We start from the raw sequence: 26,328 nt of genomic DNA, 5'->3' as shown, positions 1-26,328 counted from the left end.
CCGGCGCTTCCAGCCCGGCCACGATCTTGAGCAGGGTGCTCTTGCCGCTGCCCGAAGCCCCCAGCAAAGCCACGGTTTCGCCCGCGGCCACGCTCAGGCTCACGCCAGCGAGCAAGAGGCGGTGGTCCCATTGTTTGGCGATGTCGCGCAGTTCAAGCATGGGGGGCATTGTCCTTGTGCGCAGGGCCTTCGATCAGCGTGAAGGCCAGCAGCGCGAGCGCCATCAACAGGCAGGCGAGCACGAGCGCAGCGTCGAGGTTGGCGGCGCCGGGGCGGCCCAGGTGCTGGTAGATCAGGGTGGTGAGCGTGGTCCACTCGGGCCGCGAGAGAAACAGCGTGACGGCGAACTCACCCAGCGCGGTCGCGGCCGCGAAAGCCATGCCCCGGCGCAGCGCGGGCGCCACCATGGGCAAGGTGACCCGCCAGAACACGCGCCACGGATTCGCACCGAGCGAAGCCGCCGCCTGCGCGCAGCTGGCAGGCAGGCCGTCGAGCGCGGCGGTGAGCGACTTCGCGACGAAGGGGTAGGCCAGCAGCGCGTAGGCCGCCAGCAGCAGCGCGAGGCTCGCGGTCAGGTCCGGGTAGAGCAGCAGCAGGCCGAAGGCCACCGTGACCGGCGACACCACGAACGGCAAAAAGGCCGCCGCGCGCCAGGCCAGCGCCATCCAGCCTCGGGCCTCGCTGGCGTGGCGCGCCATGGACGCGGCGTCGAGTGCGCGCACCGCGAGCGCGTGCATGAGGCCCAGCGCGGTGGCGAGCGCCAGCGCCAGAGCGGTGAAGCGCAGTGTGTTCCACAAGGCATCGAGCGTGTCGCCCTGCGCCAGCACGTCAGCGCCCTGCCCCGCCAGCAAGGCCATCGCGGCGCGCCACACGATGGCCAGCAGCGGCGCCGCGCAGACCACGAACAGCACGCCCAGCGCGGCCAGCACGGCCGCCCACTGCCACGGACCCACCGGGCGCTGCCGCGGAATGGGCGACACGCGCCCCGGCGCGGCCAGCCGTTTTTCCAGCCAGGCGTAGGCCAGCGCGACCGTGCCGGTGAGCCCCAGCATCCAGACCGCGAGCACGCCCGCGCGGCCCAGCTCCAGCTCGTGCGCGACCAGGGTGTAGATCTCCACCTCGGCCGTGGCGTAGCGCTGGCCGCCGAGGATCAGCGCGAGGCCGAAACCCGCGAAACAGTAGAGGAACACCAGACACAGCGCCGACGCCAGCCAGGGCAGGATGGCCGGCCATTCGACACGCCAGAACGCGCGCCAGGGCGTGGCACCCAGCGTGCGCGCGGCGGCCACGCGCGGCGCGCTCACCTGCTCCAGCGCGTCCACGCCCGCGCGCACCACGAGGCACAGGTTGAAAAACAGGTTGCCGTAGAGCAACAGCCAGGGCGTGTCCACCAGCTCGATGCCTGCCCCGGCCAGCGGCCCGCCGATCAGCCCACGCGGCCCCCAGAGCGCCAGCACGCCGAGCGCGGCCACCAGCGTGGGCACCACGAAGGGCAGCATCAGCAGGCGCAGCACCAGCGCGCGGCCGGGAAACGCCAGCCTGGCCAGCACCCAGGCCACAGGCAGACCCAGCAACAAGGCCAGCACACAGGTGATGCCCGCCTGCGCAAAAGACCAGACGATGCGCCAGCGCAGGTGATCGTCCTGCCACACATCGAGCCAGCGCACCGGTTCGGCGCCGTCCAGCCCTGCCCCGCCCAGCCCCTCGACCAGCAAGCGCCACACTGGCGCCACCAGCACCAGGGCGAGAAAGCCCAGCGGCAGCGCAGGCAGCAGCCGGCGGGCAGGCAGGCGCGGCATGGTCCTTATTTCAGGACAACCTTGGTCCAGCGCTGCAGCCAGGCCTTGCCTTTGCTGTTTATGTCGGTGGTGCTGGGGTTGTCAAACGTCGCAGGCTCGCTCGCGTGCGCCTTGATCACGTCGACGCGCGCCGCGCCCGCTTCGGCCGGGAACATCCACATCGTGGTCTGCAGCGCCTGCTGGGCGGGCGCCGCACGCAGGAATTCGATGAACTTGCCGGCGGCTTCTTTTGCTGCGGGGTTGCCGCCCTTGACCAGCGCCACGCCCTCGACCTGGCGGAACACGCCGCCCTTGAGGAACAGGTTGGCCGTGGGCGACTCGGAGATCTTTTCCTTGCTGTAGAAGACCTCGGCCGCCGGGCTGCTGGCGTAGCTGACCACGATGGGGCGCGTGCCGCCGTTGCGCGTGAACTCGGTGTAGTAGGCCTCGGTCCAGCCCTTGACCACCTTCACGCCGTTGCCGCGCATCCGGCCCCACCACTTGAAAGCGCCCTCTTCGCCCAGGCCGGCGATGGTGGCGAACACAAAGGCCTGGCCGGGGCTGGAGGTGGCCGGGTTCTGTACCACCAGCAGCTTGGCGTAGGCCGGCTGGGCCAGGTCGTCCAGCGAGGTCGGCAGCGCCAGGCCCTTCTTCGCGAACCAGGCCTTGTCGATGTTGAGCGTGACGAAACCGTAGTCCACCGGCACCACGCCGCCCTCCAGCGCCACCGCGGCAGCGCGCTGGGCAGCCGGGCCGGTGTAGGGCTCGATCACGCCGGCGGCCAGCGCGCGCGGCAGCAGCGTGTTGTCGATGCCGTAGACCACATCGGCGATGGGCCTGGCCTTGGTGAGGATGAGCTTGTTGGTCATCTCGCCGGCGTCGCCGGCCTTGACGACCTGCAGCTTGACGCCGACCTCTTTCTCGAACTGCGCCAGCAGCTCCTTGGGCAGGTCGAACGAGCTGTGCGTGAGCACGCGCAAGGGGGTCGGCGTCTGAGCCATGACCGCGGGCGAGAGCACCGCGAGGGAAACCGACACCAGAGCCGCAGAAAAAAGCCGCCGTTGCATGTGAAACCGCCTTGTCAAAAACGCCTGCGTGAAGCGCTTGACAGGGTCGGCATCACTGCAAGACAGCGGACCGGCTCATCACGCTCCCTACGCTGGCACAACCCAGATCAGGTGAGAGGGGTATTTCTCAGCCGCTGCCCGCATCGCTGCGGGTTGTGGGCACCCCCGGTGAAGTGCCGGATTGTAGTCGTCGCTCATCCCTTTTTGGAGGGAGGGGCCGTGTCCACGACCGGTGACAGGCCAAGAAGCCCCACGGGCTTTACCTATACTTCCAGTAGGCCTATCGGTGTACACAACCGGGCGGCCGTTTGGCATGACCGAAAAACATCAAGGAGGTGTGTGTGCATGAATTCCCTTTTCACCGCTGGGGCCGTGCGGCCTGCATCGTTGCCGTCTGGGGGCCACTGATGGCCTGCCAACCCACAGCCCCTGCTGCGTCACCGAGCGGCGAGCCCGCTGCAAACGCCCAGACCACGGGCGCTCAGAAGAACGACAAGTCGGAGCAGGCACATCTATTCAAGATCAACCCGTCTCCGAAACAGGTGTTCGAGGTGGAGTTCGAGATTCACGACGCGCCGGGTCCGTTGATGGCGGTACGGGGAAGCGCTGGTTACAGCGCTACGCAGGCCCCCAACTGCACCTTCGTCACCAATGCCTGGGCGGGCACCTGGGGCACACCGTTCAAAGGTTTGAGTTTGCCCGTCACATCCCTGGGCCCCAATCGCTTTGTGATGATGGTGGCGCTGGACGGCATGGTGGACGAGGATTACTACGGCAAAGGTCTGTGCCGCTGGGAGATGGGCGGCGCCGGCGCGGGTTTCGCTGCCAGCGAGGCAAAGGAGGACACGGTGTATGGCGTCAGCCTCGATGCCAAGGAGTTCGTGGACGGCGCCACCTACCGGCTGTACTTCTGGAAGGGTGGCTATCCTCGACGCCCGGATGCAGCTGGCACGAGTTCCCCTGGAGATCGAAATCCTGAAGGGTTCGGCCCCACACACCGCAACAACCTGTTCTCCATCACCGCCAAAGTGAAGGCCAAACCATGAGTGTCAGCAGTCAGCAATACGCCGACCTGGCATGGCATGTGTACAAGCCCACGCCAGCCCGGAGTTACGACAGAGATGATGAATCGGCTCCATCTATAGTCTCGGGCGGCGTTCATTTCTATGTGCGTGCCCATGTGGACAACCCCAAGACGGGCTATCAAGGCACGATCTATCAGCGCAGGGACACCGGCGAAATCATCGTCGCCCACCGTGGCACCGAGTTCGATCGGGAGGCCTACAAGGACGGTGCCCTGGCCGATGGCGGCATGGTGCTCAACCGCTCGAACCTGCAGGCCAACGACGCCATTGCCTTGACTCAACGAGCCATCGATCTGGCTGCCACAGAGGCGTCGGAGAAAGGGCAAACGCCATCTTCTGTCACCACCACCGGTCACTCCCTCGGCGGCACGCTCGCCCAGGTCAGCGCGCACCACTTCGACCTCAAGGGCGAGACCTTCAACGCCTATGGCGCCGCCAGCCTGGGGCGGCGCATTCCCGAGGGCGGGCACTCGGTGATCAACCACATGATGGCAGGTGACGCCGTGAGTGCCGCCAGCCCCCACTTCGGCGAAACCCGCATCTACGCCCGGCAGCAGGAGGTCGATACGCTGCTGGCCAAGGGTTACGACAACAAGACCCACTGGAGCGACCCGCTGCGTCCCTATTCCCCCGCGCTCTGGGCCGCGGGCATGACGCCACCGAGCACCCTCAGCGCGGCGGTGGCCATGGGCGGCAGCCACAGCATGCACCACTTCGTGGGCGTCGATGCGGCGGGCCAGGCCGACCGCTCCATCCTGGCCGATCCGCAGGCCCGCAGCCTGGCGCAGCAGCAGTCGGTGCAGATCGGCGAGTACCGCCAGGACGTGCGCCAGATGCGCGGCGTGTTGACCGCCGTGTCTCGCGGCCTGGACGGCAACGTCAAAGACGCCATCGACACGATTCGAGGGCCGCACGACCCGGGTGAGCCCTCGCAGCGCGACCGCAAGGGTGCCTCGCTCGACCCGGCGGCCCTGCCTCAGGGGTCGCGCCAGTTGCTCGACGACAGCCGCGACCATGTGCAGCGACTGGCCCAGCAACACGGACTGCCGTGGGACCAGGGCCTGGAGAACACGGTCCACGCACTGGCGCAAAAGGCCTCGGAAGCGGGTCTGAATCGCATCACCCACCTCAAGGTGGACGGCGGGCAGATCCGCTTCGCCGAGCAAGACGGTTCGACCCTGAAAGAGGCCCGGATCGACGCCCGCCAGGCGGCCAACACGCCTGTGGACGGGTCGGTGCAGCGCCTGGCCACGGCCCCGGCGCCCGATGCCCAGACGGTGGCGCACGCAGACATGTCCTCGCGCGCACCGGCCATGAGCCGGGGCTGAACACCCCCATCCGGTGGCGGCGCCGCCATGCGCTGCATGCCTTGACACCCGTGGTACCGTGGTTCGCGCCCGCCACCGCCGCGGGCCACCCGCGAGATCGCCTCCTCGGCCCCGCATGCCCGTGCCCGTGGTTTCCATGGAAGCGCTGTGCCCGTTCGATCAGAACCGTTTCACAACGCCCACGCACCATGAAGACCACACCCCATGCCCGGCTACCAGGTCAAGCACCAGACCGTCACCATCGGCGGCCTGGACTACGCCATCCGCTCCCTGCTCGACAAGCAGCAATACGCCGATCCCCAGGGGGCCGCTGAAGACGCGGGCATGGGCGCCTCGGGCTGGCCGCTGTTCGGCCAGGTCTGGCCCTCGGCGCGCGTGCTGGCGCTGCTCATGCACGGCCACGCGATCGCCGGCAAACGCATCCTGGAAATCGGGGCCGGCCTGGCGCTGGCCAGCCTGGTGATCCACCGGCGCGCGGGCGATGTGACGGTGACCGACTGGCACCCGCTCACCGGGGCCTTTCTGCAGGAGAACCTGCAGGCCAACGGCCTGGGCCCGCTGCCCTGCCGGGCCGGCAACTGGGCCCTGGACGACGCCGATGGCGCCAGCGGTCTGGGCCGCTTCGACCTGATCATCGGCAGCGACGTGCTCTACGAGCGCCAGCAACCGGCGCAGCTCGCGCGCTTCATTGACCAGCATGCCACCCCGGACGTGCAGGTGGTCATCGTGGACCCGGACCGCAGCAACCGCAGCGCCTTCTGCCACGCCATGGCCGCGCGGGGCTACCGCCTGACCATGACGCCCGCCGACACCCGGCTCGAAAGCGGCGAGGCCTACAAGGGGCGCCTGCTTCGATTCAGGCACTGAACGCCCACGGCCTCACTCAATGGGGCCTGAAAACACAAAAAGGCCCTCGCGGGCCTTTGTCGTCCGACCGCGAAGGTCGGGAAGCGGTGATCAGCCGCCCTTGTTGGGGCGCTTGCCGGGGTTCTTCTTGGAGCGGGTGGCGACACCGCGCTCCAGGCTCACGCGCTGGCCACGGCCGCCGATGGGCTGCGCCATGCCGGGCATGGGGGTGGGACGGGGGGTGGCTTTGCGGTCGGCTTCGGTGACGATTTTGTTGCCCATGACGGTTCCAGAGAGAAAAGTTGAAAACCCCTTATTAGGCCACAGGCGCGGCCCTGGCCTGGCGCCGACGGACGGGCGGAGGCGGCCCGCCCGTCGCTGACCGGCCCCGGGGAGGGTCAGAAGCCGGTGTGCCAGCCGCTGTCGGTGGACAGCGCTTCGGTGCGGTGCACCGGCATCTGCCAGCCGTTCTGCGGGCTCACCTGGGCCGAGATGTCGATGACCGGGGCCTGCGCCTGCACGCCGCCAAAGATGGTCGCGAACGAGGCGTCGGCGGCGTCGCGCCCGGTGCCGATGCGCACGAAGCCCATGGGAATGGCGGTGCCGGAGGGGTCGAACAGGTACCAGCGGTGACCGAGGTAGACCTCGACGTAGGCGTGGAAGTCGGTCGGGCCCAGGGCCGGGTCGGCGCCGAAGTCGATTGCGGTGGTGAAGCGCGCCGGGATGTTGAGCGCTCGACACATCGTGATCATGAGGTGCGCGAAATCGCGGCACACGCCCTTGTGGTCGTTCAGGGTGTCCAGCGCCGAGGTCATGGAGTTGCTGGTGTTGGACTGGAACGTGACCTGGCTCTGCACCCAGTCCTGGATCGCCTTCACGCGGCCATAGCCGTGCGGCATCTGCCCGAACAGCGAGTTGGCGAGCGCGGTCACACAGTCCGACTGGCAGTAGCGGCTGGGATAGATGTAGAGCAGCGCGTCGGTGGGCAACTGGGCCACTGGCGTCTCGAACACCGTGTCGGGCGCGGCCTCGTGGTGGCGGATGTCCAGCGTGGCGCGGTAACGCACCTGCAGCGGGCCCGGGCCGGCGCTCAGGCGCAGGGTGCGGTTGCGCGTGGCGGCGTCGGTGTGCATGACCAGCGGCACGGGCTGGCTGACCTGCAGCTCCTCCCAGACCACGGTCTGCTGCGGCGAGAGCGCCGCCTGGATGTTGAAGATGAAGTCCGCCGAGGGCGGATTGACCATGTAGTTCAGGTCGATGGCGAGGTGGATGCGGACCATGGGATCACCGTAAAAAAAAAGGGGGGCGGCGAGGGCAGCGCGGTGGTGCGCCGGCTGGGCGGTGACGTCCCGTCGAGGGAAAAAGCATCTTAAGCGCGGTGCGCCCGGACGTCGGTGCGCTGTCGAACGCACCGCGCGGCCCGGGCATTCACCGGTCGGGTCGCCAGACGGACGGATGGGCTTAAGCTCAAACCATGCGTGCGCTGCTGACCACTTTCTCCCTGCAAGAACTGCGCCATCACCCCTGGCGCAACGCCTCGGCGGTGGTCGCGGTGATGCTGGGCGTGGCGCTCGCGCTGGCGGTGCAACTGATCAACGCCTCGGCCCTGGCCGAATTCGCGGGCGCGGTGAGCGCCGTCAACGGCCAGCCCGACCTGGAACTGCGCGCCCGCCAGGGTGATCTCGACGACGCGCTGCTGGAGCGGGTAATCGCCGAACCGGGCGTGGCCCTGGCCAGCCCGGTGCTGGAGGCGACCACCTCGCTGCGTGGCGCCGGCGACCAGCGCGTGGTCGTGCGGCTGGTGGGGGTGGACGCGCTGTCGGTGGCGGGGGTGTCGCCCGCGCTGATGCCGGTGCCCACGCCCGGAGGCGATGCCTCGGGCGACCGGCGGTTCGACCTGTTTGCACCCGACGCCGTGTTCCTCAACCCGGCCGCGCGCCAGGCCCTGGCCGCCGGGGGCAGCGCGCCAGCCACCGTGGCCGTGCAAAGTGGGCTGGGGTTTCAGACCCTGCGCATCGCCGGCACGGTCCATGCACCCGGCGGGCCGCTGCTGGTGATGGACGTGGCCGCCGCGCAGCAGCTGATGGGCCGCGTCGGCGCGCTCTCGCGCATCGACCTGCGGCTGCAGCCCGGAACCACCGCCGACGGCCTGCTCCAGGCGCTGGCCCTGCCGCCCCACGTGGTCGCGCAGCGGCCCGAACAGACCGGCCAACGCGCGGACAGCCTCTCACGCGCCTACCGCGTCAACCTCACGGTGCTGGCGCTGGTGGCGCTGTTCACGGGCGGCTTCCTGGTGTTTTCGGTGCTCTCGCTGTCGGTGGCGCGGCGCCAGCAGCAGTTCGCGCTGCTGGGCGTGCTGGGCCTGTCGGCGCCGGAGCGCCTGCGCCTGGTGCTGGCCGAGTCGGCCCTGCTGGGCCTCTTTGGCAGCGTGCTGGGCGTGGCGCTGGGCACGGGGCTGGCCGCGCTGGCGCTGCGCGTGCTGGGCGGCGACCTGGGTGGCGGTTATTTCTCGGGGGTGGCGCCCGCGCTGCAATGGAGCACGGGCGCGGCCCTGCTCTACGGCGCGCTCGGCGTGGTCGCGGCGCTCGTGGGCGGCTGGTGGCCGGCGCGCGCCACCGCGCAGATGGCGCCCGCGCTCGCGCTCAAGGGGCTGGGTGGCGGTGGCGCCTCGCGCCCGGGGCACCACGCGGCGGCGCTCGCCATGGTGCTGCTGGCCGCCGCGCTGGCCTGGGCGCCACCGGTGGCTGGCATCCCGCTGGCGGCCTATGTCTCGGTCGGTCTGCTGCTGGTGGGCGGCATCGCCGCGCTGCCGCTGGCCGTCGGGGCCTTGCTTGACCGGCTGGCGCCGTCGGTCCAGCGCCGCGCGCTGCCGATGCTCGCGGTGGAGCGCTCGCGCCGGCAGCGCGACACGGCCGCCGTGGCCACCAGCGGCGTGGTCGCGAGCCTGGCGCTGTCGGTTGCGCTCACGGTGATGGTGGCGAGCTTTCGCGACTCGGTGACGCTCTGGCTCGACGGCGTGCTGCCGGCGCAGCTCTATGTGCGCAGCGGCGTCGGCGGCGTGAGCGACGGGCAGGCGCTGCCGCCCGATTTCGTGAGCGCCGTGCGCCAGCTGCCCGGCGTGCTGCGCGTCGACCCGCTGCGCACCAGCAGCGTGCTGATGGACACGGCCTTGCCGGCCGTCACCGTGCTGGCGCGGCCGCTCGCGATGTCGCCGGGCGCCGACCCGGGCCAGCGCTTGCCGCTGCTCGACCCGGCGCTGCCGCTGCCCGCCGGCGACGGCCGGGCCGTGGCGGTGTACGTGAGCGAAGCCATGCTCGACCTGCACGGCGCGAAACCCGGCGGCTGGCTCGACGCGCTGGCCCCCGCGTTTCCCAAGGCGCCCCACGGCACGCGCTTTTTCGTGGCCGGCGTCTGGCGCGACTACGCGCGGCAGCACGGCAGCGTGGTGATGGACCTGGCCGACCACGTGCGACTCTCGGGCGACAACCGCGTCAACGACCTCGCCCTGCACCTCGCACCTGGCACCGACGAAGACGCTGTGCGCGAGGGCCTGCGCGCGCTGGCCCGGCAGGCCGGCGCGCAGGACCTGATCGAGCTGGCCTCGGCCGGGCAGATCCGCGCCACCTCGCTGCGCATCTTCGACCGCAGCTTCGCCGTCACCTACTGGCTGCAGGCGGTGGCGATCGGCATCGGCCTGTTTGGCGTGGCGGCGAGCTTCAGCGCGCAGGTGCTGGCGCGGCGTCGCGAGTTCGGCCTGCTGGCCCACCTGGGCCTCACGCGCCGGCAGATCCTGGGCGTGGTCGCGCTCGAAGGCCTGGCCTGGACGGTGCTCGGCGCGCTGGCCGGCCTGGCGCTCGGCCTGGGCGTGAGCGTGGTGCTGGTGTTCGTGGTCAACCCGCAGAGCTTTCACTGGACCATGGACCTCGCCCTGCCCTGGCTGCGCCTGCTCGCGCTGTGCGTTTCGGTGGTGCTGGCCGGCACACTCACCGCCTGGCTGGCCGGGCGCGCCGCCGCCAGCCGCGACGCGGTGCAGGCCGTGAAAGAAGACTGGTGACAGACCCATGAACCACAAGCCCCTGAACCTGCCGCGCCGCGCGCTGCTGATCGGCACCGCCGCGTCCGCCCTGCCCGCCTGGTCGCTCGCCCGCGAGCCGGCGCTGGTCCTGGCGCCCCGGCCGCTGGTGTTCCCGCGCGACCACGGCAGCCACAACGACACCCGCACCGAGTGGTGGTACCTCACCGGTCAGGCGCGCGACGCGGCGGGCCGCGAGTTCGGCTTTCAGGTGACCTTCTTCCGCAGCCGCATCGACGGCACGCAGGCGCTGCAAAGCCGGCTGGCGGCGAAGCAACTGCTGTTCGCCCACGCGGCCATCACCGACGTGCGCGGCGGTCGCCTGTGGCACGAGCAGCGCATGGGCCGCTGGAACGGCGAGGCCCCGGCGCAGCGCGAGCGCGGCGTGTTCGCCAGCACGGCGGACACCGACGTGGCCCTGCGCGACTGGGGGCTGCGGCGCGGGCCCGACGGCGCCTACACCACACAGATCCAGAGCGACACCCTGCGCCTGGCGCTCCGGGCCACACCGGTTCAGCCGCCGCTGCTGCAGGGCGACCAGGGCTTTTCGCGCAAGGGGCCGAACCCCTCGCAGGCCAGCTTCTACGTCAGCCACCCGCAGCTGGCGGTGCGCGGCACGCTGGGCCTGCAAGGCGAGTCCTTCGAGGTGCAGGGCACCGCCTGGCTCGACCACGAGTGGAGCGAGGCCCTGATGCACCCCGACGCGGTCGGCTGGGACTGGATCGGCATGAACCTCGACGGCGGCCACAGCCTCACCGCCTTCCAGCTGCGCCGCCAGGACGGCAGCCAGCTCTGGGCCGGTGGTTCGTTCCGCGCGGGCGGCAGCACCGACGTGTACCGCTTCATCCCCGGCGAACTGGATTTCGTGCCCCAGCGCCACTGGACCAGCCCGCGCACCGGCGCGCGCTACCCGGTGGAGTGGCGCATCCGCACCCCCGCCGATTTCTACACCGTCAAGGCCGTGATCGACCCGCAGGAACTCGATGGCGACGCCAGCACCGGCACCGTGTACTGGGAAGGCCTGTCCGACCTGTTCGACAGCAACGGGGCTCGCGTGGGCCGGGGCTACCTGGAGATGACCGGTTACGCGAAACGCCTGGTGCTGTGACCTGCGGGCGGGGCATCGCCGCGTTGGTTCGACGGCGCACAGACCAGGGCCCCGTCCCATCCCATCATGACCTCTGGTGAGGACTTCCCCCACCGCAACCAAAGGACTCACATGAACTGGGACACCATTCAAGGCAACTGGAAACAACTCACCGGACAGGTCAAGTCGCAATGGGGCAAGCTGACGGACGACGACCTGACCGTGGTCGCGGGCCACCGCGACCAGCTCTCCGGCAAGATCCAGGAGCGCTACGGCATCGCGAAAGACGAGGCCGAACAACAGCTCAAGGACTGGGAAGCCAAGGCCGACGACGCCTGGCTGAAATGAGCGTTCGCGCCTGCGGTTGACCGCCGACCGCGGGCGCTTGCCACCACCGGCCAACACCCGCCATCGACGCTACCGAGGGCCGGTCAACTGGGCGTGGTTCTGTTTGTCGACGGCGTAGCAGCTGCAGGCCTTCGTCTCCAGCGCCGCGCGGTCGAGCACCGTCAGCTCGCCCCGGTGGTACCGGATGATGCCGCTCTGCTGGAACGCCCCTGCGGCCACGGTCACGCCCACGCGGCGCACGCCGAGCATCAGCGCCATGAATTCGTGGGTCACGTGAAAGGTGTCGGTCTTGGCCCGGTCCTGGCTCATCAGCAGCCAGCGCGCCAGGCGCGGACCGATCATGTGGAAGCGCTCGCAGGCCGATGCCCGCGCCTGCTGGTGCAGCCTCACCAGCAGGCTGGTCTGTATCACCTCGCGCAGTGCGGGGCTCCGGTCGATCTGATCGCGCAGCGCCTGTGCGTCGATGCGCAGGCTGGTCCCCTCGCCCTGCACCAGCGCCCGCCACGGCGTGGGCGCCATGCCCAGCAACAGCTCCGAGCCGATCATCGACTCGCGCCCCACCATGCCCACCTCCAGCCCGGGGGAGCTGTCCACCTCGACGACCAGCGACACAAACCCCGTCAGCGGGAAGTGGGCATGGCTCAGCGGCTTGCCTCGCGTGCTGAGCTCCGAAGACAGCGTCAATTCGAACGGTTCGCACAGGGCCAGAAAGCGCGTTCGTTCCGCCAGCGGCAGGCGCTGGATCAACAGGTTGTGGGCATGTGCCATGGGGGAGTGGGTTTCAGGGTTCGTTCAGCGGCACCCAAAGGGGTGGCGTCTGAAAGGCATGCGGCACTTCGTGCCAACGCATTCAAAAACAGTGTGAGGCACACCGCTCGCCCTCACTGTGTGCCAGCGCACAGAGCCGCGCCCTGTTGCGATTCCGCCCATGTACGACAGCGCACGGACGCGTGGTGAGCGGACTTTTACAAACGGGCCACGCACTCCGCGCAACGCGTTCAACACGCAAGAAAGCCCACCATGAAAAACCACCCTCCCTTCCGTCTGCTTGCGCTCGCCGGTCTCGGCGCCCTGCTCGCTGCGCCCGCGTTCGCCCAGGACACCAGCCACTTTTACGGCGGCGTCGGCGCCGGCATCGCGCGCTCGGCCAACGAGACCGCCCGCACCACCGGCGTGCTGCTGCCCGGGGTGGACACCGTCTCCAGCTCCAGCGACCGCAACGACAACGCCTTCAAGGTGTTTGGCGGCTACCAGATCAACCGCAACATCGCCCTTGAAGCCGGCATGTACAGCCTCGGCAAGAGCCGCTTCACCACCCAGACCTCGCCCGCTGGTTCGTTGTCGAGCGCCACCAAGGTGCGTGGCCTGAACTTCGACGTGGTCGGCACCCTGCCCTTCACCCAGCGCTTCGCCGGCCTGGCCCGGGTGGGTGCACACCACGCCTGGTCCAAGGAAGACTACAGCGGCACGGGCGCCAACGCGGGCATCGCCGCGAGCACCAAGCACAACAACACCAACTACAAGGTGGGCGTGGGCCTGCAGTACGAGCTGAGCCCGGCCATGTGGATCCGCGGCGAGGTGGAGCGCTACCGCGTGAAGGACTCCACCGGCCGCCGCAACAACATCGACATGACGTCGGTGAGCCTGGTGTTCCCGTTCGGCCGTGCCGCACCGCGCGTCGTCGCCGCGGCACCGGCTCCGGTCTATGTGGCGCCCGCACCGGCGCCCGTGGTGATCGCCCCGGCACCCGCACCCGCACCGGTGGTGATGGCCCCCGCGCCGCAGCGCGTGAGCTTCTCGGCCGACACCCTGTTCGGCTTTGACAAAGACACCGTGCGCCCCGAAGGCATGACCGCGCTCGACACCTTCAGCAAAGAGCTCCAGGGCGCCACCTACCAGTCGATCACGGTCGAAGGCCACACCGACCGCCTGGGTTCGACGGACTACAACCAGGCCCTGTCGAACGACCGCGCCTCGTCGGTCAAGGACTACCTCGTGACCCGCGGCAAGCTCGACCCGTCCAAGATCAGCGCCGTCGGCAAGGGTGAAGGTTCGCCCGTGACCCAGGCCGCCGACTGCCCGGACAAGCAGTCCCGCACCAGCCTGATCACCTGCCTGCAGCCCGACCGCCGCGTGGAGGTGGAAGTCAGCGGCACCCGCTGAACGTCCTCGCGCCCCTGCCGCGTGAGCGGCAGGGGCTGCGTCGAAGGCCCGCCCCGGTGCACCACCGGTGGCGGGCCTTGTCGCGTGGAGGCCCTGCGCCCGACGCCGCGGCGACGCACACATCCGCTGACACCTGTATCACTGTGTACGCTGACGCACAGACCCCGCTGCGTGGCCTCCACAGAATCGCCACTCCATGGCAAGGGACACACCGTGATACACAACCGCCATTCGCGGCGGGCCGCGAGGCCCCGCACCGCAGCCCGCAGGGCTGAGGGGCATCCATGAGCGCCGCGCCGGGCCGCCCCCAGCCAGCGCACCCCGCAGCCCGCAGGGCGGAAGGGCATTCATGAACACCGCGCCGGGTCTCGTGCTGACCCTGTTCCTGCTCACCTGCGCCGCGCTGCTGCTGCTGCCCTTCTACCCCGCCTGGCGGGTGTGGCCGTGGCCCACCCACCGCAAGGCCCGCGGCGGCGACCCGGCCAGCCCGCTGCGCCTGCTGCGGCAGGTGAGCACCCTGCTGGGCAGCGGCGGGCCGCCCGCCGGCGAATCGCTGGAGCAGGCCCTGGTTCGCGGGCACCGGCCGCTGGCCGCCCTCCAGCGCCGCCTGGTGCCCGTCGCCCGCACCCCGCACGCCGACCCGGGCCTGCACGGCCACAGGCCGGCGCACGCCGCCGACCTGCGGCTGCGCGAAAACAGCGACTTCCACGAGGTGCTGGCCGACGGCCACCTGGTGTTCGGCCCGCGCAGCCGGGTCCGGTCCTGGGCCCATGCCGACAAGACGCTGCTGCTGGGCGAATCCTGCGTGGCCGCGCGCCGCCTCACGTCGGACCACGGCATCGCGCTGGCCCACGACTGCTGCTTCCAGTGGGTGCAGGCGCCGGTCATCATGTTTGGCCGGCCGCGCACCCACGAACACCCCGACCAGGACCTGCGCAAACGCCGGCTCCCGGCGCACGCGCCGCTCACGGACGCACGGCCCTGGGGGAAGGATGGCTGGCAGGTCGACGGCGACTGCCTCATCCAGGGCGGCCAACACTTCACCGGCTCGCTGCTGGTCACCGGCGTGCTGTCGATCGGCGCGGGTGCGCTGCTGGACGGCGATGTGAAAGCGCACAAGGGCATCGTGATCGGTGAACACGCGCACGTCACCGGCAGCGTCGTCTCGGACCACAGCATCCGGGTGTTCAACGAGGCCGTGATCGGCGGCCCCCTGGTGGCCGAATCGATGCTGCGGCTCGGCGTCGGTGTGCGGCTGGGCAGCCTGCGCGCGCCCACGCGCATGAGCGCCCAGGTGATCCTGGCCGAGGACGGCGTGACCGCGCACGGCAGCGTTCGCGCCGCGCGGGCCGGTCTGGTCTGGGGGCTGGCATGAGCCCGGCCAACCTGCTCGTCCCGGGGCCGGCCGAGCGCGACGCCATCCGTGGCGCCAGCGCGCGGCTGGCCGACGCCCGGCGCAGCGGGGGCGAACGGGGCGCCTTCAGCCTGTGCACGACCCCGCGCGGCGCGCTGGAGCTGCTGCTCCTGGCGGTGCTGCCCAGCGCCGCCCTGCTGGCCCTCCAGCCCCAGCTGATGGCCGCCTGGCACGGCACGATGCTGTGGTGGAGCGAACGCCTGGCGCTGCCGCTGGGCCTGGTGCGACAGGGTGCCACCACCTCGCTGGAGTGGCAGGCGGGCCCCGCGGGCGCGCTGGTGCCCGACGCGCTCACCGGCGTGGTCACGGCCGCCGCCATGACCGGCCACCTGGCCACGCTGCTCAACGCGGGCTTCTGCCTGATGCTGGCCCTGCCGCTGCCGCTGCTGCTGGCGCTGGGCCGGGGCGTGCTGCGCGTGCCGCTGCACCAGAAGCTGCTCTGCCCGGTGCTCGTGATGGCGTACTTCGCGGTCATGCTGCCGCACCAGGCCCTGCTGCACGCGGTGGTGGTGCAGCACTTCCCGGCCCTCTTCATGCCCCTGCTCTACCTGTGCTTCTGCGCCGTGCTGGACCTCATGGTCCTGGTGGCGCTGTGCGCGTGGCTCGCCAGCCTGGCCCAGGCGCCGGGCGCCAGCAGCGCCCGCTGAGGCGCCGCTTCAGCGCACACCGGCCCGCGGGGTGAACCGGGGCGCGCACCCCGGCACGCCACCGTCGGCTTCAGCTTTTGATCACGTACCTTGAACGGTCCGGGGCGGGCTCCAGGTGCAGGGTCACGCGGGTGATCGGGTCGGTGGGCGTGGGCCGCGGGTGGATCGGCCCGGGCATCTGGCCCGCGGGCGGCGCGCCCTCGCTGGTCATGGCGTTTTCCTGCTGCTCCAGGGTGAGCGGCGGGGGGGTGGCGCGGTTGGCAACGGTGATCATTCAGGGCTCCGGGTCGTGGTCAGGGTGGGGTCGGGCAGATCGAACCGTGTGGGCAGGCCCTACACCGCGAGCCGCCGGGGCAGCAGCCGGTCGTACTCGGTCTTGACGACGGCGTAACACTCGCACACGCGGGCTTCGAGACCGTCGCGGTCGAGCACGGTGATGTGGCCGCGCGCGTACCGGATGAGGTCGAGCTTCTGCAGCTTGAGGGCCGCCTCGGTCACGCCTTCGCGGCGCACGCCCAGCATGTTGGCGATCAGCTCCTGCGTCATCACCAGTTCGTTGCCGCTCAGGCGGTCCAGGCTCAGCAGCAGCCAGCGGCAGAGCTGCTGGTCCAGCGAGTGGTGGCGGTTGCACACCGCGGTCTGCGCCATCTGGGTGATGAGCGCCTGGGTGTAGCGCAGCAGCAGGTGCAGCACCGGGCCGGAGCGGTTGAATTCTTCCTTGATGTCGGCCGCCCGCAGGCGGTAGCCCTGGCCCGCGCTCTGCACCACAGCGCGGCTGGGCGTGGTTTCGCCGCCCATGAAGAGCGCGATGCCCACCAGGCCTTCGTTGCCCACCACCGCGATTTCGGCCGACGCGCCGTTTTCCATCACGTACAGCAGCGAGACGATGGCGTTGATGGGGAAGTACACGTGGCTCATCTTGGCGCCCGATTCGTACAGCACCTGACCCAGCGGCAGGTCCACCGCCTCCAGCAGGGGGGCGATGCGCTGCCACTCGGCCTCGGGCATCGCGGCCAGCAACTGGTTGCTGGATTGGTCGGGTCTGATTCCCATGGGTGGTCTCGTGGTGTGGGCGTGGCTGCCTCGGGTGCCAACAAATGTGTGACTTATTCGAGTATGCGGAGCACAGTGTGCGCCGTATGTACGTCACCGCACATACCCGGATCGATTCGCTGTGTGCGTCAGTGAACAGACGCACCCCCTCCCGGGCGGCACCATGGTTCCACTGATCCCCGGTGCCGGGGCGCAGCCAAGGACCCTGCATGCCGTTTTCTCCGCTCGAACACCGCCACACCGACAGCCACGCCGACTTCGCGTGGGGCGCCGCCGCCGTGCTCGCGCTGGGGGCGTGGCTCGCCTGGCGAACGCCGGCGGGCATGGGCCTGGAGATGGGCGCGGGCGTCGCAGCGGGCCTCGTGGCCTGGAGCCCCCTCGAATACGCGCTGCACCGCTTCGTGCTGCACCGCCTGCCGCTGTTCAGGGGCTGGCACCTCGAACACCACCGCCAGCCGACCGCCCTGGTCTGTGCGCCCACCGTGGTGGGCGCCGCGCTGATCGGCCTGGTGGTGTGCCTGCCCGCGATCGCGCTGCTGGGCCCCTGGCTCGGCGGCGCCGTCACGCTGGGGGTGTTGCTCGGCTACCTGGCCTACGCCCTCACCCACCACGCCCTGCACCACGGGACGCCCGGCAGCGAATGGCTGCAGCGCCGCAAATACTGGCACGCCAAACACCACCACCTGGCCCATGGCTGTTGTTTTGGCATCACCAGCGGTTTCTGGGACCGGGTGTTTCGCACCGCCAGCCACAAGGACAGCCCCAAGGTCCCGGCCACGACGGAAAACATCCCGGTGGTGCGCCGCGGCGGCTGACCGGCGCCCCGCCGGCCCGCTCAACGGGCGGTCGGCAGGGGAACGACGAAGCAGCAGTGCTGCGGCAGCTCGGTCCAGCGCAGGCGCTCGGCCACCTGCAGCAGCTGGGCATGGGGCTCGGCGCAGGCCGCCAGCGCGGACACCGGCTCGCCACGCACCAGCACGAAACGCATGGCGCGGCCCTCGCGCTGCAACGTGAGCTCGGCGCGCGGCCAGTGCGCCGGCAGGCAGGGCGTGAACCACAGCTCGTCGGCCTTCAGGTGCAGGCCCAGCAGGGACTCCAGCGCCGCGCGGTGCAGCCAGCCCGCCGCCCCGGTGTACCAGCTCCAGCCCCCGCGCCCGGTGTAGGGCGGCGCGCTGTAGACGTCGGCCGCCATCGCATAGGGCTCCACGCCGTAGGCCGCGCCCCAGCGCGGGTGGGCCGCGCGGTGCGCCGGGCTCAGGCAGGTGAAGTAGCGGTAGGGCGTGTTGCGGGCGTGGATGTCGCCCGGTTCACCGAGCGCCACCTGGGCCGCGGCCATCAGCGCCCAGACGCCGGCGTGGGCGTACTGCCCGCCGTTCTCGCGCACGCCCGGCGGGTAGGCCTGGATGTAGCCCGCGCTGGGGCTGGCGTGTTGCAGCGGCGGCTCCAGCAGGCGGATCAGGCCCTGTTCGGCGTCCACCAGGTGCGCCTCCACCGCGTCCATCGCCAGGCGCTGGCGCTCGGGCGGGGTCTGCCCGCTCAGCACGGCCCAGGCCTGGGCGATCAGGTCGATGCGGGCCTCGGGCTGGCCGTCCGAGCCGAGCGGGCTGCCGTCGTCGAAGAAGGCGCGTTTGAACCAGGCGCCGTCCCAGGCCGCGGTGTTCAGGGCCAGGCGCCAGCCCATGAGCGCGGCGTCCCAGCGCTGCACCCGTTCGAGCTCGCCGCGCGCTTGCGCCAGCGGCAGCCAGTCGGTGACGATGCTGCACAGGAACCAGGCCAGCCAGACCGACTCGCCCCGCCCTTCGCTGCCGACGCGGTTCATGCCGTCGTTCCAGTCGCCACCGCCCATGAGCGGCAGGCCGTGGGCGCCCACGCGCAGGCTGTGGTCGATGGCGCGCGCGCCGTGTTCGTACACGCTGGCCTGCAGCGGGCTGACGGCGGGCGTGTCGTAGCGGTCTTCCGCGCCTTCGGGCACCGGCGGGCCTTCGAGGAAGGCCACCGGCTGGTTCAGCAGCGCCGTGTCGCCGGTGGCCTGCAGGTAGTGGCTGGTGGCGTAGGGCAGCCAAAGCAGGTCGTCTGAGAAGTGCGTGCGCACGCCCGCGCCGCCCGGCGCGTGCCACCAGTGCTGCACGTCGCCTTCTTCAAACTGGCGCGAGGCGCACAGCACGATCTGGTCGCGCAGCAGCGCGGGCCGCGCCCACACCAGCGCCATCGCGTCCTGCAGCTGGTCGCGGTAGCCGGTGGCGCCGCCGGCCTGGTAGAAGCCGGCCTTGGCCCACAGGCGCGAGGACACGGTCTGGTAGAGCAGCCAGCGGTTGACCATGGCGTCCAGCAGCGGGTCGGGCGTGCTCACCTGCGTGGCGCCGAGCAGGCCGTCCCAGCGCGCCTGGGTGGCGCGCTCGCGCTCGGGGGCCGTGGTCTGGCGCGCCTGGCGCATCAGGCTGCGCGCCGCGTCGGCGTCGGGCGCATAACCCAGCAGGAACACCTGTTCCAGCGTGGCGCCGGCGCGCAGCGTGACCGGCCGCGACAGCGCGGCACACGGGTCCAGCCCCTGCCCGCCGCGCTGCCCCAGGCGCTGCGGCAGCACGAGCTGACCCTGCGCGCCGAAGAAGGCCCGGCGGTCGCAGGTCCAGTCCAGGCCCTCGGGGTCGTCCACCCCTTCGCGTGACTCGCAGAAAAACGCGGTGCCGCCCCCGAAACCGCCCGCGGCCTCCGTCTGCGTGCACAGCAGGCCGATCAGGCCCGCGCCCGGCGGGCTCACGTAATACGGCTTGCAGCGCAGCGTGGCGCGGTCGCTGCGCTTCTCGCCCATCATCCACTCCATCAGCCCGATGACGCGCAGGTGTGCCTTGCCCGCGCCGAGGTTCTCCAGCCGGATGCGCACCTGCTTGACCGCGCTGTCCGCGTCGACACACCAGCTCACCGACACGGCGAGATCGCCGCGCTGGTGGCGGATGGTGGTGAGGCCCTGGGCGTGCACCACCTGGTAGCGCGTGGCGTCGGTGCCCCAGGCCGAGGGGGTGAGGCTCCAGACCTCGCGGGTGCGGCGGTCCTGCAGCAGGAACCACTCGGACGGCGGGTCCGCCACCGGGTCGTTGGCCCAGGCGGTGAGCTGGTTCAGGCGGCTGTTGAGCGCCCAGGTGTTGCCCCCGCCGCTCTCGGACACCAGGGCGCCGAAACCGGGGTTGGCCAACACGTTGGTCCAGGGCCGCGACGGGGCCAGGCCGGCCCCGACCTCGAAGGCGAAGTCGCTGCGCGGCCCGGTGAACCGGCCCTGCGACGGTGAGGCCTCGGCCTCGGCCAGCCGCAGCGGCACCGGTTCGGGCGCCACGCTCAGGCCGCTCCACAGGCGCGGCACCGGCGCCTCGTGGCGGTCGCACCAGGCGCGCACCTGGTGCGACAGGGCCTGGCCGTCGGCCTGCAGCTGCACGCGCGCCAGGGCCTGCAGCGTGTCGAGCTGCTCGGGCGACAGTTCGTCGAACCGCAGGAGGTGCAGGCCGGTCACGGCCAGCCCGGGGCGGGCCTGCAGGTCGGCGGCGTGCTGCTCGCGCAGCAGCGCCAGCTCGCGCTGCAGCGGCATCTGGTACGAGTGCGCCTCGCGGCTGATCACCACCACGTCGCAGGCCACGCCCGCGCGCGACCACTCGCGCAGCACCAGCGCCAGCACGCGCAGCAGGCCCAGGCCCTGCGGCGCCGCGGCGTGCACCAGCAGCAGCGGGCGGTCGCCCGAGATGCCGAGCCGCCACAGCATGCGCCGGTCGCTGCGGTGTGGCACGGCGGGGGCCGCGGTCGCGCTGGCGGCGGGGGCGTCGGCCCTGGGCAGGGTGAGCACCATCGCGGTGGTCAGCGCGTGCAGCGCGGGCAGGTGGTCGGTGCGCGGGCGGTGCGCGTGGGCCGGGATGCCGGCGAGCGTGGCCGAGACCACCGAGGAACGCTCCACGTAGCTGGGCTGGCGGTACTTGTCGACCACCGCGAGCAGCGTGGCCGCGTCGTCGCTGGCGGCGGTGCCGAAGGTCACGGTGGCCTGCGCGCCGGGCGCGATCCGCAGCCGCACGCCGAGCGCGGCCACCGGGTCCAGGCCGGTGTGCAGCGCGGTGGGCAGCAGCGGCACCGCGTCCATGCGGGCCAGCGGCTGGCCCGGCGTGTGCAGCCGGCCAAGCCACCGGGCGCGGTCGGTCTGGCAGCGCAGGCCCAGCACCTCGCCCTCGGCGCTGGCCACAAAATGCGCCGCCTGCAGCGTGCGCTCGGTCTGCAGCCGGGGCCGGCGCACACAGCGCAGCGCCTGCTGCGCGGGCAGCCAGTCGGTTTGCACGAACAGGTTGGAAAACGCGGGGTGGGCCTCGTCGGCCGCGTGGCTGGCCAGGGTGATGTCCAGCGCCGAGATCAGCTCCAGCTCGATGGGCTCGCTGCTGCGGTTGACCAGCACCACCTTGCGCAGCTCGATGTCGTCCTCCGGGCTGACCCAGACCGTGGTGCACACGCGCAGCTCGGGCCAGCTGGCGTCGAAACACACGCGGTCGGTCTGGAAGCGGCACTGGTAGGTGGCGTCGGGGTCGGGCGCGGGGTGCCGCGTGACCGACACCGGCGCGCCGCTGCCACCCAGGCGCAGGTAGACGAAGGCGCCACAGGCGTCGCGCAGCGCGTCGTCGCGCCAGCGGGTGATGCCGGTCTGGTCCCAGCAGCTCCAGCCCGCGCCGTTGGCGCGCAGCGTGACGCTGTAGCGGCCGTTGGACAACAGGTGCGTGGGTTCCAGCGCCTGCGCGCCGGGGTGCAGGGTGCGCACGTGGTCGGGCGTGCGGCGGGCCTGGCCCTGCTGAAGCTGGCGCTCCGGCGGTGGCAGACCGGGCAGCTCTCGCGGCGCGCGCTCGTGCAGCAGCGACCACACGGCCTCGATGCGCGGGTGCGCCATGCCCCAGCGCTGCGCCACACCGCCGCAGAGCACGTTGGCCAGCGCGACGATGCTCATGCCCTGGTGGTGCGCCATGAAGGTGTGGACCGGGGTGAAGCGTTCACCGTGGGCCTGCCGCGCCACCGTGAAATCGAGCGCCTCGATGAAGCCGTAGCGCCCGCGCGCCGCCAGCGCGCTCAGGGCGCGCAGGTTGCGGCAGGCCAGGCCGGCGTCCACCTGGGTGGCCAGCGCCGTGGCGTAGGGCGCGATCACGCGCTCGGCCACCGGGGTGCGGCGCAGCGCCAGCCGGGGCACGCCCTGGGGCGCGTACTGGTAGGCCAGGGTGTGGTCCTGCCCGGCGTAGGCGCTCTCGGAAATGCCCCAGGGCATGACGGTGCCGCGCACGAACGCCATCTGCTCCTGCAGCGCCGAGACACCGGCCTCGTGCAGCGCGCTGTCGCGCGGCTGCGCCATCACCAGCGCGGGCATCAGGTACTCGAACATCGAGCCCGACCACGAGCGCAACACCGCGCGCCGCCCGCTCGCGAAGAAGGGCCGGCCGAGCGCCGCCCAGTGGCGCACCGGGACATCGCCCTTGGCGATGGCCAGCAGGCTGGTGGTGCGCGATTCGGAGGCCAGCAGGTCGTAGAAGCTGGTGTCGAGCTGCTGCTCGTCGAGCCGGAAGCCGATGTGCAGCAGGTGGCGTTTGGGGTGGTAGAGGAAGCGGAAGTCGGCCTCCCAGGCCATGGTCTCCAGCTGCCCGGCCAGCGCCCGCAGGCGCCCGCTGGCGCGTTCGCAGCAGCCCGCGCCGTGGGCCGCCACATCGCGCTCGGCCGAACCCAGCATGGCCAGGTGGTCGGCCAGCAGCCAGCGCAGCTGGTCCTGGGGCGTGACGGCGTGGTTGACGATGGCGGGGTTGCGCGTCTGCATCAGGCCGCCCAGCTCCGCCTGGGCTTCGACCAGCAGCGTGTGGTACGCGGCGCAGGCCACCGCCTCGTGCGACGGGGGCTGCGCGGTGTCGAGCAGGCGGCCGATGGCGGTGTGCGGCAGCGGCTGGTGCAGCAGGGTCTGCAGCAGCGGCCCATGGGGCAACAGCCGCTGGCGCGAGCGCTCGATGGCCTGCTGGCCCCGGGCCACCTCGTGCGGGTCGCGCGCGAGTTCGGTGCAGGCCTGTGCCACCGCGAGCAGGTGGGCGCTGAGGTTGCCGCTGTCCACGGTGGACACGTAACGTGGCAGCAGCGGCTGCAGGGTTTCGGTGTCGTACCAGTTCAGGAAGTGGCCGCGGTGGCGCTCCATCTGCTGCAGCGTGGCGAAGGTCGCCTCCAGCCGGGTCAGCAGCTCCTGCGTGCCGATCCAGCCGAACCGGCGCGCACAGGCGGTGCTCAGCAGGTAGAGGCCGATGTTGGTGGGCGAGGTGCGGTGCGCCACGATCTCGTAGGGCGCGACCTGCAGGTTGTCGGGCGGCAGGTGGTGGTTCTGCGCGTCCACGCAGCGCTCGAACAGGCGCCAGGTGTCGCGCGCCACACCGTCGAGCAGCTCGCGGTCGGCGGCCTTCAGCGCCCGGCGCCGGCGCGGCCAGGGCGTGTTGGCGCGCCACACCAGCAGCGGGGCCAGCGCCCACAGCGCGAGCACCAGCACCGCCAGGGCGCTGGGCGGCGGTCCCATCAGCCACAGCGCGCTCAGCCACAGGCCCCCGAGCCACAGCAGCACGGCCAGCGGCTCGGCGCGGTGGCGCCGCAAGGTGGCCGGCAGACGCGTGCTCAGGCCCGCCTGGGCCGCTTCGGCGGTGGTCCATTCGAGCAGGTGCAGCCGGCTGCGGGTGAGCCGGTGCAGGGTGCGCAGCACGGCGTCGAGCGACATCAGGGCCTGCTGCTGCAGCAAGGCCAGGTGCCAGAGCCCGCCGCCGACCGCGCGCAGCAGGTCCAGCGCGGCCGTCGCCACGAAACGCTCGCCCACCCGCTGCCACTGACCGGGCACCCAGCCCGCGAGCGCGCCCATCAGCGGGCCGGCGCTGTAGGCGGCCACCGTGAGCGCCAGCGCCACGGGCAGGGACAGGCCCACGCCCAGCATCGCCAGACCGATCAGCAGCAGCAGGGCCGGCGCCACCAGCGAGCGGCGCAGGTTGTCCAGCAGCTTCCAGCGGTTGATGGCACTCAGCGGCCAGTGGCGGTGGCGCAGCAGGAAGGGCAGCAGCTGCCAGTCGCCCCGGGCCCAGCGGTGGCCGCGCGCGGCGGCGGCGTCGGCGTGGCCGGGGTCGGGCTCGATCAGGGTCACGTCGGTCACGACGGCGCAGCGCACCAGGGCGCCTTCGAGCAGGTCGTGGCTCAGCACCTGGTCGGTCGGCAGGCGGTCGGCCAGCACGGCGTGCAGCGTGGCCACGTGCAGCAGGCCCTTGCCGGTGAAGCTGCCTTCACCGAACAGGTCCTGGTAGACGTCGGAGCTCATGGCGCTGTAGGGGTCGATGCCGGCCTGGCCGTCGAACAGCCACTGCCAGGCGGTGCGCACGCCCTCCCCCGCCAGCGGGGGCACCACGCGCGGCTGCAGAATGCCGTAGCCCTGCAGCACGCGCCGACCGGTCTCGTCCAGCCGGGGCTGGTTGTGCGGGTGCTCGGCCACGCCGACCAGCGTGCGCAGGCGGCCCGGCGGCAGCTGCGTGTCGCTGTCGAGCGTGAGGATGTAGCGCGTGTGCGGCGCCATGCGCGAGAGCTCGCCCAGGTCGAAGAACGGCCCGGGGGTGCCGGTGGCGAGCGCGGCCACCAGCTGCTCCAGCTTGCCGCGCTTGCGCTCCCAGCCCAGCCACTGGCGCTGGGTGGCGCTTTGCACGCGGCCCCGGTGCAGCAGCAGGAAGCGCGGCGGCTGGCCTGGCGCCTCGGGGTAACGCGCGTTGAGCGCGGCGAGCTCGGTGATCGCGTGCTGCACCAGCTCGTCGTCACCCGGGTGGTGCTCGGTGTCGGCATCGGCCCAGTCGCTGAGCAGGGCGAACTGCGCGTGGGCCTCGGCGTTGGCCAGGTGGTGCAGCTGCAGGCGGTGCACCAGCTGCGAGATGCCCTTGCGGTGGGTCAGCATCGCCGGCACCACCACCATCACGCGGGCCGCGGGCGGGATGCCCCCGGCCAGCAGCAGGCGCGGCAGGTGCGAGGGCTTGACCGACTCGCTGATCAGGCGGTTGACCACCGCCACCACGGCCTCCGACGCGGGCAGCAGCATCAGCAGCGCCACGAACACGGTGCCGAGCTGCGTGGGCCAGCCGGCCGCAAGCCAGCCCGGCTGGTGCAGCAGCGCCGCCACGAGCAGCAGCGTGCCCACCAGCAGCGCGCCGAGGTAGGCGGGCGTGCGCGAGAGCTTGAGGGTCGAGCGCCACAGGCTGGCCGCGCCGGGCTTCAGGCCCAGCGCCTGCTCCAGCGCCGCGCGCCCTTCGCCCTGCAGCCAGTGCGAGGCGAGCGCGGTGTGGTCGGCGTGCTGGCCCATCAGGCGCAGCAGCACCTGCGCCACCGCGGCCTCGCCCTGCCCGCTCTGCGCGGCCAGCCGCTCGATGCCGTGCAGCGTGGTGTTGCGGGTGGCGTCGTCCTCGGCCTCGAACACGGGCGAGGCCAGCATCACGCGGACCACCCGGCTGGTGCGCGTGACCACGCCGGCCCAGTCGGCCGCGCCGATCAGGCGCAGCGCGGTGACGGCGTTGCCCACGCTCAGGTGGTCGGCGGCCTGGGCCGCGTGCTGCTGGGTCTGCAGCGCGGCGAGGTCGGGCACGGCCTCCTGCAGCCAGAGCCGCACCTGCGCCAGCGGTGAATCGCCCGCGGCCGGCACCACCCCGACCAGGCTCTGGGCGAGGTGCGAGAGAAACACCTGGCCCACGCCGCGATGGTCCATCAGCTCGCGCATGTCCATCACGGTGGACAGGCTCAGGGTGTGGATGCGGCTGGCGCACAGGCTGGCGAGTTCGCGCGCGGCCTTGTGGCTGGCGATGCGGTCGGCCAGGCGGCGCAGGTTCTCCACCAGCACCACGCGCAAGGTGGTGGGCAGCGCCCAGAGTTCCCCCTGGTTGAGTTCGCGGGCGTCCTGGTAGGCGTCGAGAAAATGAACCAGCAGGGTTTCGTCGAAGGCGCTGTCGGTGTGCGCGACAAAGGCCCAGGCCACGCCGTAGATGCGCGGCAGCCCCACCAGCGGAGCGTCCTGCAGCACCGGCAGGGAGCGGTAGTAACGCGGCGGCAGCCCCTCGCGGATTTCACGCAGCTGCGCTTCGATCAGGTGGAAGTTGTCGAGCAGCCACTCGGCCGCCGGGCTGATGTCGTTGCCGTCGATCGCTTCGAGCGCGATGAACTGGTGCGCCGCGCGCAGGGTGCGCACATTGCTCTGCAGGCGCGGGTAGAACGTGGCCTGGCCAAAGCGCGCGGGGCCGGCGCGGTGCGTGGCGCCCAGGCTGCGGCCGTGCTGCTCGAACCGCTCCACCCCGAACAGCTCGGCGCGGATCGGGTCCAGCGCCATGCCGCGCGCGGCGTCGAGGGTGCGTTCCAGCCGCTTCGGCACCCAGCTCCATTGCGCCGACCAGCGTGCGTCT

General features: G+C 71.6%; 19 protein-coding genes and 1 riboswitch. Of the genes, 10 read left to right on the top strand and 9 right to left on the bottom strand.

The annotated features are described in order from the left end of the window. From IV088_RS21645 to IV088_RS21635, 3 genes are all read right to left on the bottom strand, one after another. Positions 1-160: ATP-binding cassette domain-containing protein (locus IV088_RS21645; protein WP_291106071.1), on the bottom strand; the 160-nt coding region annotated here is incomplete at its 3' end. Beyond that, positions 153-1,799, bottom strand: a complete 1,647-nt coding sequence (locus IV088_RS21640) for an iron ABC transporter permease (protein ID WP_291106068.1) — start codon at positions 1,797-1,799, stop codon at positions 153-155. The genes IV088_RS21640 and IV088_RS21645, both read right to left, overlap by 8 nt. Before the next feature lie 5 nt (positions 1,800-1,804). Then, entirely contained in the window at positions 1,805-2,845 is a 1,041-nt protein-coding gene (locus tag IV088_RS21635) for a thiamine ABC transporter substrate-binding protein (protein WP_291106067.1), read from the bottom strand. A 66-nt stretch (positions 2,846-2,911) separates the two neighbouring features. Next, positions 2,912-3,022, bottom strand: a riboswitch (TPP riboswitch). 164 nt (positions 3,023-3,186) lie between these two features. Here IV088_RS21635 and IV088_RS21630 point away from each other — a divergent pair. The 3 genes from IV088_RS21630 (at position 3,187) to IV088_RS21620 (ending at position 6,125) form a co-directional block, all read left to right on the top strand. After that, positions 3,187-3,891: a hypothetical protein gene (locus IV088_RS21630; protein ID WP_291106066.1), complete on the top strand. Its 705-nt coding sequence runs from the start codon at positions 3,187-3,189 to the stop codon at positions 3,889-3,891. After that, complete coding sequence (locus IV088_RS21625) at positions 3,888-5,258, top strand: XVIPCD domain-containing protein (protein WP_291106065.1); 1,371 nt, start codon at positions 3,888-3,890, stop codon at positions 5,256-5,258. Before IV088_RS21630 ends, IV088_RS21625 begins: the two co-directional genes overlap by 4 nt. 204 nt (positions 5,259-5,462) lie before the next feature. Then, positions 5,463-6,125 (top strand): SAM-dependent methyltransferase, encoded by a 663-nt coding sequence (locus IV088_RS21620; protein WP_291106063.1) that lies wholly within the window; start codon positions 5,463-5,465, stop codon positions 6,123-6,125. Positions 6,126-6,215: 90 nt separating this feature from the next. Here IV088_RS21620 and IV088_RS21615 read toward each other — a convergent pair whose 3' ends face one another. Then, a complete protein-coding gene (locus IV088_RS21615) occupies positions 6,216-6,386 on the bottom strand; it encodes a hypothetical protein (protein WP_291106061.1) in 171 nt (56 codons plus the stop codon). Positions 6,387-6,502: 116 nt separating this feature from the next. Continuing rightward, on the bottom strand, positions 6,503-7,384 hold the full coding sequence (locus IV088_RS21610) for a transglutaminase family protein (protein ID WP_291106060.1): 882 nt from the start codon (positions 7,382-7,384) through the stop codon (positions 6,503-6,505). Between the two features lie 194 nt (positions 7,385-7,578). Between IV088_RS21610 and IV088_RS21605 the strand changes: the two genes are divergently transcribed. The 3 genes from IV088_RS21605 to IV088_RS21595 all read left to right on the top strand — a co-directional run bounded on the left by IV088_RS21605 (position 7,579) and on the right by IV088_RS21595 (position 11,611). Continuing rightward, complete coding sequence (locus IV088_RS21605) at positions 7,579-10,158, top strand: ABC transporter permease (RefSeq protein ID WP_291106059.1); 2,580 nt, start codon at positions 7,579-7,581, stop codon at positions 10,156-10,158. 7 nt (positions 10,159-10,165) lie between these two features. After that, complete coding sequence (locus IV088_RS21600; RefSeq protein WP_291106057.1) at positions 10,166-11,284, top strand: carotenoid 1,2-hydratase; 1,119 nt, start codon at positions 10,166-10,168, stop codon at positions 11,282-11,284. Between the two features lie 111 nt (positions 11,285-11,395). Continuing rightward, a complete protein-coding gene (locus IV088_RS21595; protein WP_291106055.1) occupies positions 11,396-11,611 on the top strand; it encodes a CsbD family protein in 216 nt (71 codons plus the stop codon). Between the two features lie 69 nt (positions 11,612-11,680). Here IV088_RS21595 and IV088_RS21590 read toward each other — a convergent pair whose 3' ends face one another. After that, entirely contained in the window at positions 11,681-12,379 is a 699-nt protein-coding gene (locus IV088_RS21590; protein WP_291106054.1) for a Crp/Fnr family transcriptional regulator, read from the bottom strand. A gap of 252 nt (positions 12,380-12,631) precedes the next feature. On the opposite strand from IV088_RS21590, the gene IV088_RS21585 reads away from it, so the two are divergent. The 3 genes from IV088_RS21585 to IV088_RS21575 all read left to right on the top strand — a co-directional run bounded on the left by IV088_RS21585 (position 12,632) and on the right by IV088_RS21575 (position 15,835). After that, positions 12,632-13,774, top strand: a complete 1,143-nt coding sequence (locus IV088_RS21585; protein WP_291106052.1) for an OmpA family protein — start codon at positions 12,632-12,634, stop codon at positions 13,772-13,774. Between the two features lie 349 nt (positions 13,775-14,123). After that, positions 14,124-15,149, top strand: a complete 1,026-nt coding sequence (locus tag IV088_RS21580; protein WP_291106051.1) for a hypothetical protein — start codon at positions 14,124-14,126, stop codon at positions 15,147-15,149. Then, positions 15,146-15,835 carry a hypothetical protein gene (locus IV088_RS21575; RefSeq protein WP_291106050.1) on the top strand — a complete coding sequence of 230 codons (690 nt, stop codon included), beginning with the start codon at positions 15,146-15,148 and terminating at the stop codon, positions 15,833-15,835. Before IV088_RS21580 ends, IV088_RS21575 begins: the two co-directional genes overlap by 4 nt. A 70-nt stretch (positions 15,836-15,905) precedes the next feature. Here the strand turns inward: IV088_RS21575 and IV088_RS21570 are convergent, their stop codons facing one another. Then, a complete protein-coding gene (locus IV088_RS21570; RefSeq protein WP_291106048.1) occupies positions 15,906-16,109 on the bottom strand; it encodes a hypothetical protein in 204 nt (67 codons plus the stop codon). Positions 16,110-16,168: 59 nt separating this feature from the next. Continuing rightward, the gene (locus IV088_RS21565) at positions 16,169-16,888 is read right to left on the bottom strand and encodes a Crp/Fnr family transcriptional regulator (protein WP_291106047.1); all 720 of its coding nucleotides are present in this window, start codon (positions 16,886-16,888) and stop codon (positions 16,169-16,171) included. 209 nt (positions 16,889-17,097) lie between these two features. Between IV088_RS21565 and IV088_RS21560 the strand changes: the two genes are divergently transcribed. Beyond that, entirely contained in the window at positions 17,098-17,703 is a 606-nt protein-coding gene (locus IV088_RS21560; RefSeq protein WP_291106046.1) for a sterol desaturase family protein, read from the top strand. A gap of 20 nt (positions 17,704-17,723) precedes the next feature. Here the strand turns inward: IV088_RS21560 and IV088_RS21555 are convergent, their stop codons facing one another. Beyond that, a complete protein-coding gene (locus tag IV088_RS21555; protein ID WP_291106069.1) occupies positions 17,724-26,255 on the bottom strand; it encodes a glucoamylase family protein in 8,532 nt (2,843 codons plus the stop codon). Positions 26,256-26,328 lie beyond the last annotated feature (73 nt).

The organism is Hydrogenophaga sp. (assembly GCF_018780075.1).
Lineage (GTDB): Bacteria > Pseudomonadota > Gammaproteobacteria > Burkholderiales > Burkholderiaceae_C > Hydrogenophaga.
This window is presented reverse-complemented; position numbering and strand designations above follow the sequence as displayed.

Excerpts from the sequence above, each read along its gene's own strand:
- IV088_RS21640 (WP_291106068.1), bottom strand. The coding sequence starts at position 1,799 with ATGCCGCGCCTGCCTGCCCGCCGGCTGCTGCCTGCGCTGCCGCTGGGC.
- IV088_RS21635 (WP_291106067.1), bottom strand. The coding sequence starts at position 2,845 with ATGCAACGGCGGCTTTTTTCTGCGGCTCTGGTGTCGGTTTCCCTCGCG.
- IV088_RS21625 (WP_291106065.1), top strand. The coding sequence starts at position 3,888 with ATGAGTGTCAGCAGTCAGCAATACGCCGACCTGGCATGGCATGTGTAC.
- IV088_RS21620 (WP_291106063.1), top strand. The coding sequence starts at position 5,463 with ATGCCCGGCTACCAGGTCAAGCACCAGACCGTCACCATCGGCGGCCTG.
- IV088_RS21615 (WP_291106061.1), bottom strand. The coding sequence starts at position 6,386 with ATGGGCAACAAAATCGTCACCGAAGCCGACCGCAAAGCCACCCCCCGT.
- IV088_RS21610 (WP_291106060.1), bottom strand. The coding sequence starts at position 7,384 with ATGGTCCGCATCCACCTCGCCATCGACCTGAACTACATGGTCAATCCG.
- IV088_RS21605 (WP_291106059.1), top strand. The coding sequence starts at position 7,579 with ATGCGTGCGCTGCTGACCACTTTCTCCCTGCAAGAACTGCGCCATCAC.
- IV088_RS21600 (WP_291106057.1), top strand. The coding sequence starts at position 10,166 with ATGAACCACAAGCCCCTGAACCTGCCGCGCCGCGCGCTGCTGATCGGC.
- IV088_RS21595 (WP_291106055.1), top strand. The coding sequence starts at position 11,396 with ATGAACTGGGACACCATTCAAGGCAACTGGAAACAACTCACCGGACAG.
- IV088_RS21590 (WP_291106054.1), bottom strand. The coding sequence starts at position 12,379 with ATGGCACATGCCCACAACCTGTTGATCCAGCGCCTGCCGCTGGCGGAA.
- IV088_RS21585 (WP_291106052.1), top strand. The coding sequence starts at position 12,632 with ATGAAAAACCACCCTCCCTTCCGTCTGCTTGCGCTCGCCGGTCTCGGC.
- IV088_RS21580 (WP_291106051.1), top strand. The coding sequence starts at position 14,124 with ATGAACACCGCGCCGGGTCTCGTGCTGACCCTGTTCCTGCTCACCTGC.
- IV088_RS21575 (WP_291106050.1), top strand. The coding sequence starts at position 15,146 with ATGAGCCCGGCCAACCTGCTCGTCCCGGGGCCGGCCGAGCGCGACGCC.
- IV088_RS21570 (WP_291106048.1), bottom strand. The coding sequence starts at position 16,109 with ATGATCACCGTTGCCAACCGCGCCACCCCCCCGCCGCTCACCCTGGAG.
- IV088_RS21565 (WP_291106047.1), bottom strand. The coding sequence starts at position 16,888 with ATGGGAATCAGACCCGACCAATCCAGCAACCAGTTGCTGGCCGCGATG.
- IV088_RS21560 (WP_291106046.1), top strand. The coding sequence starts at position 17,098 with ATGCCGTTTTCTCCGCTCGAACACCGCCACACCGACAGCCACGCCGAC.
- IV088_RS21555 (WP_291106069.1), bottom strand. The coding sequence starts at position 26,255 with ATGGCGCTGGACCCGATCCGCGCCGAGCTGTTCGGGGTGGAGCGGTTC.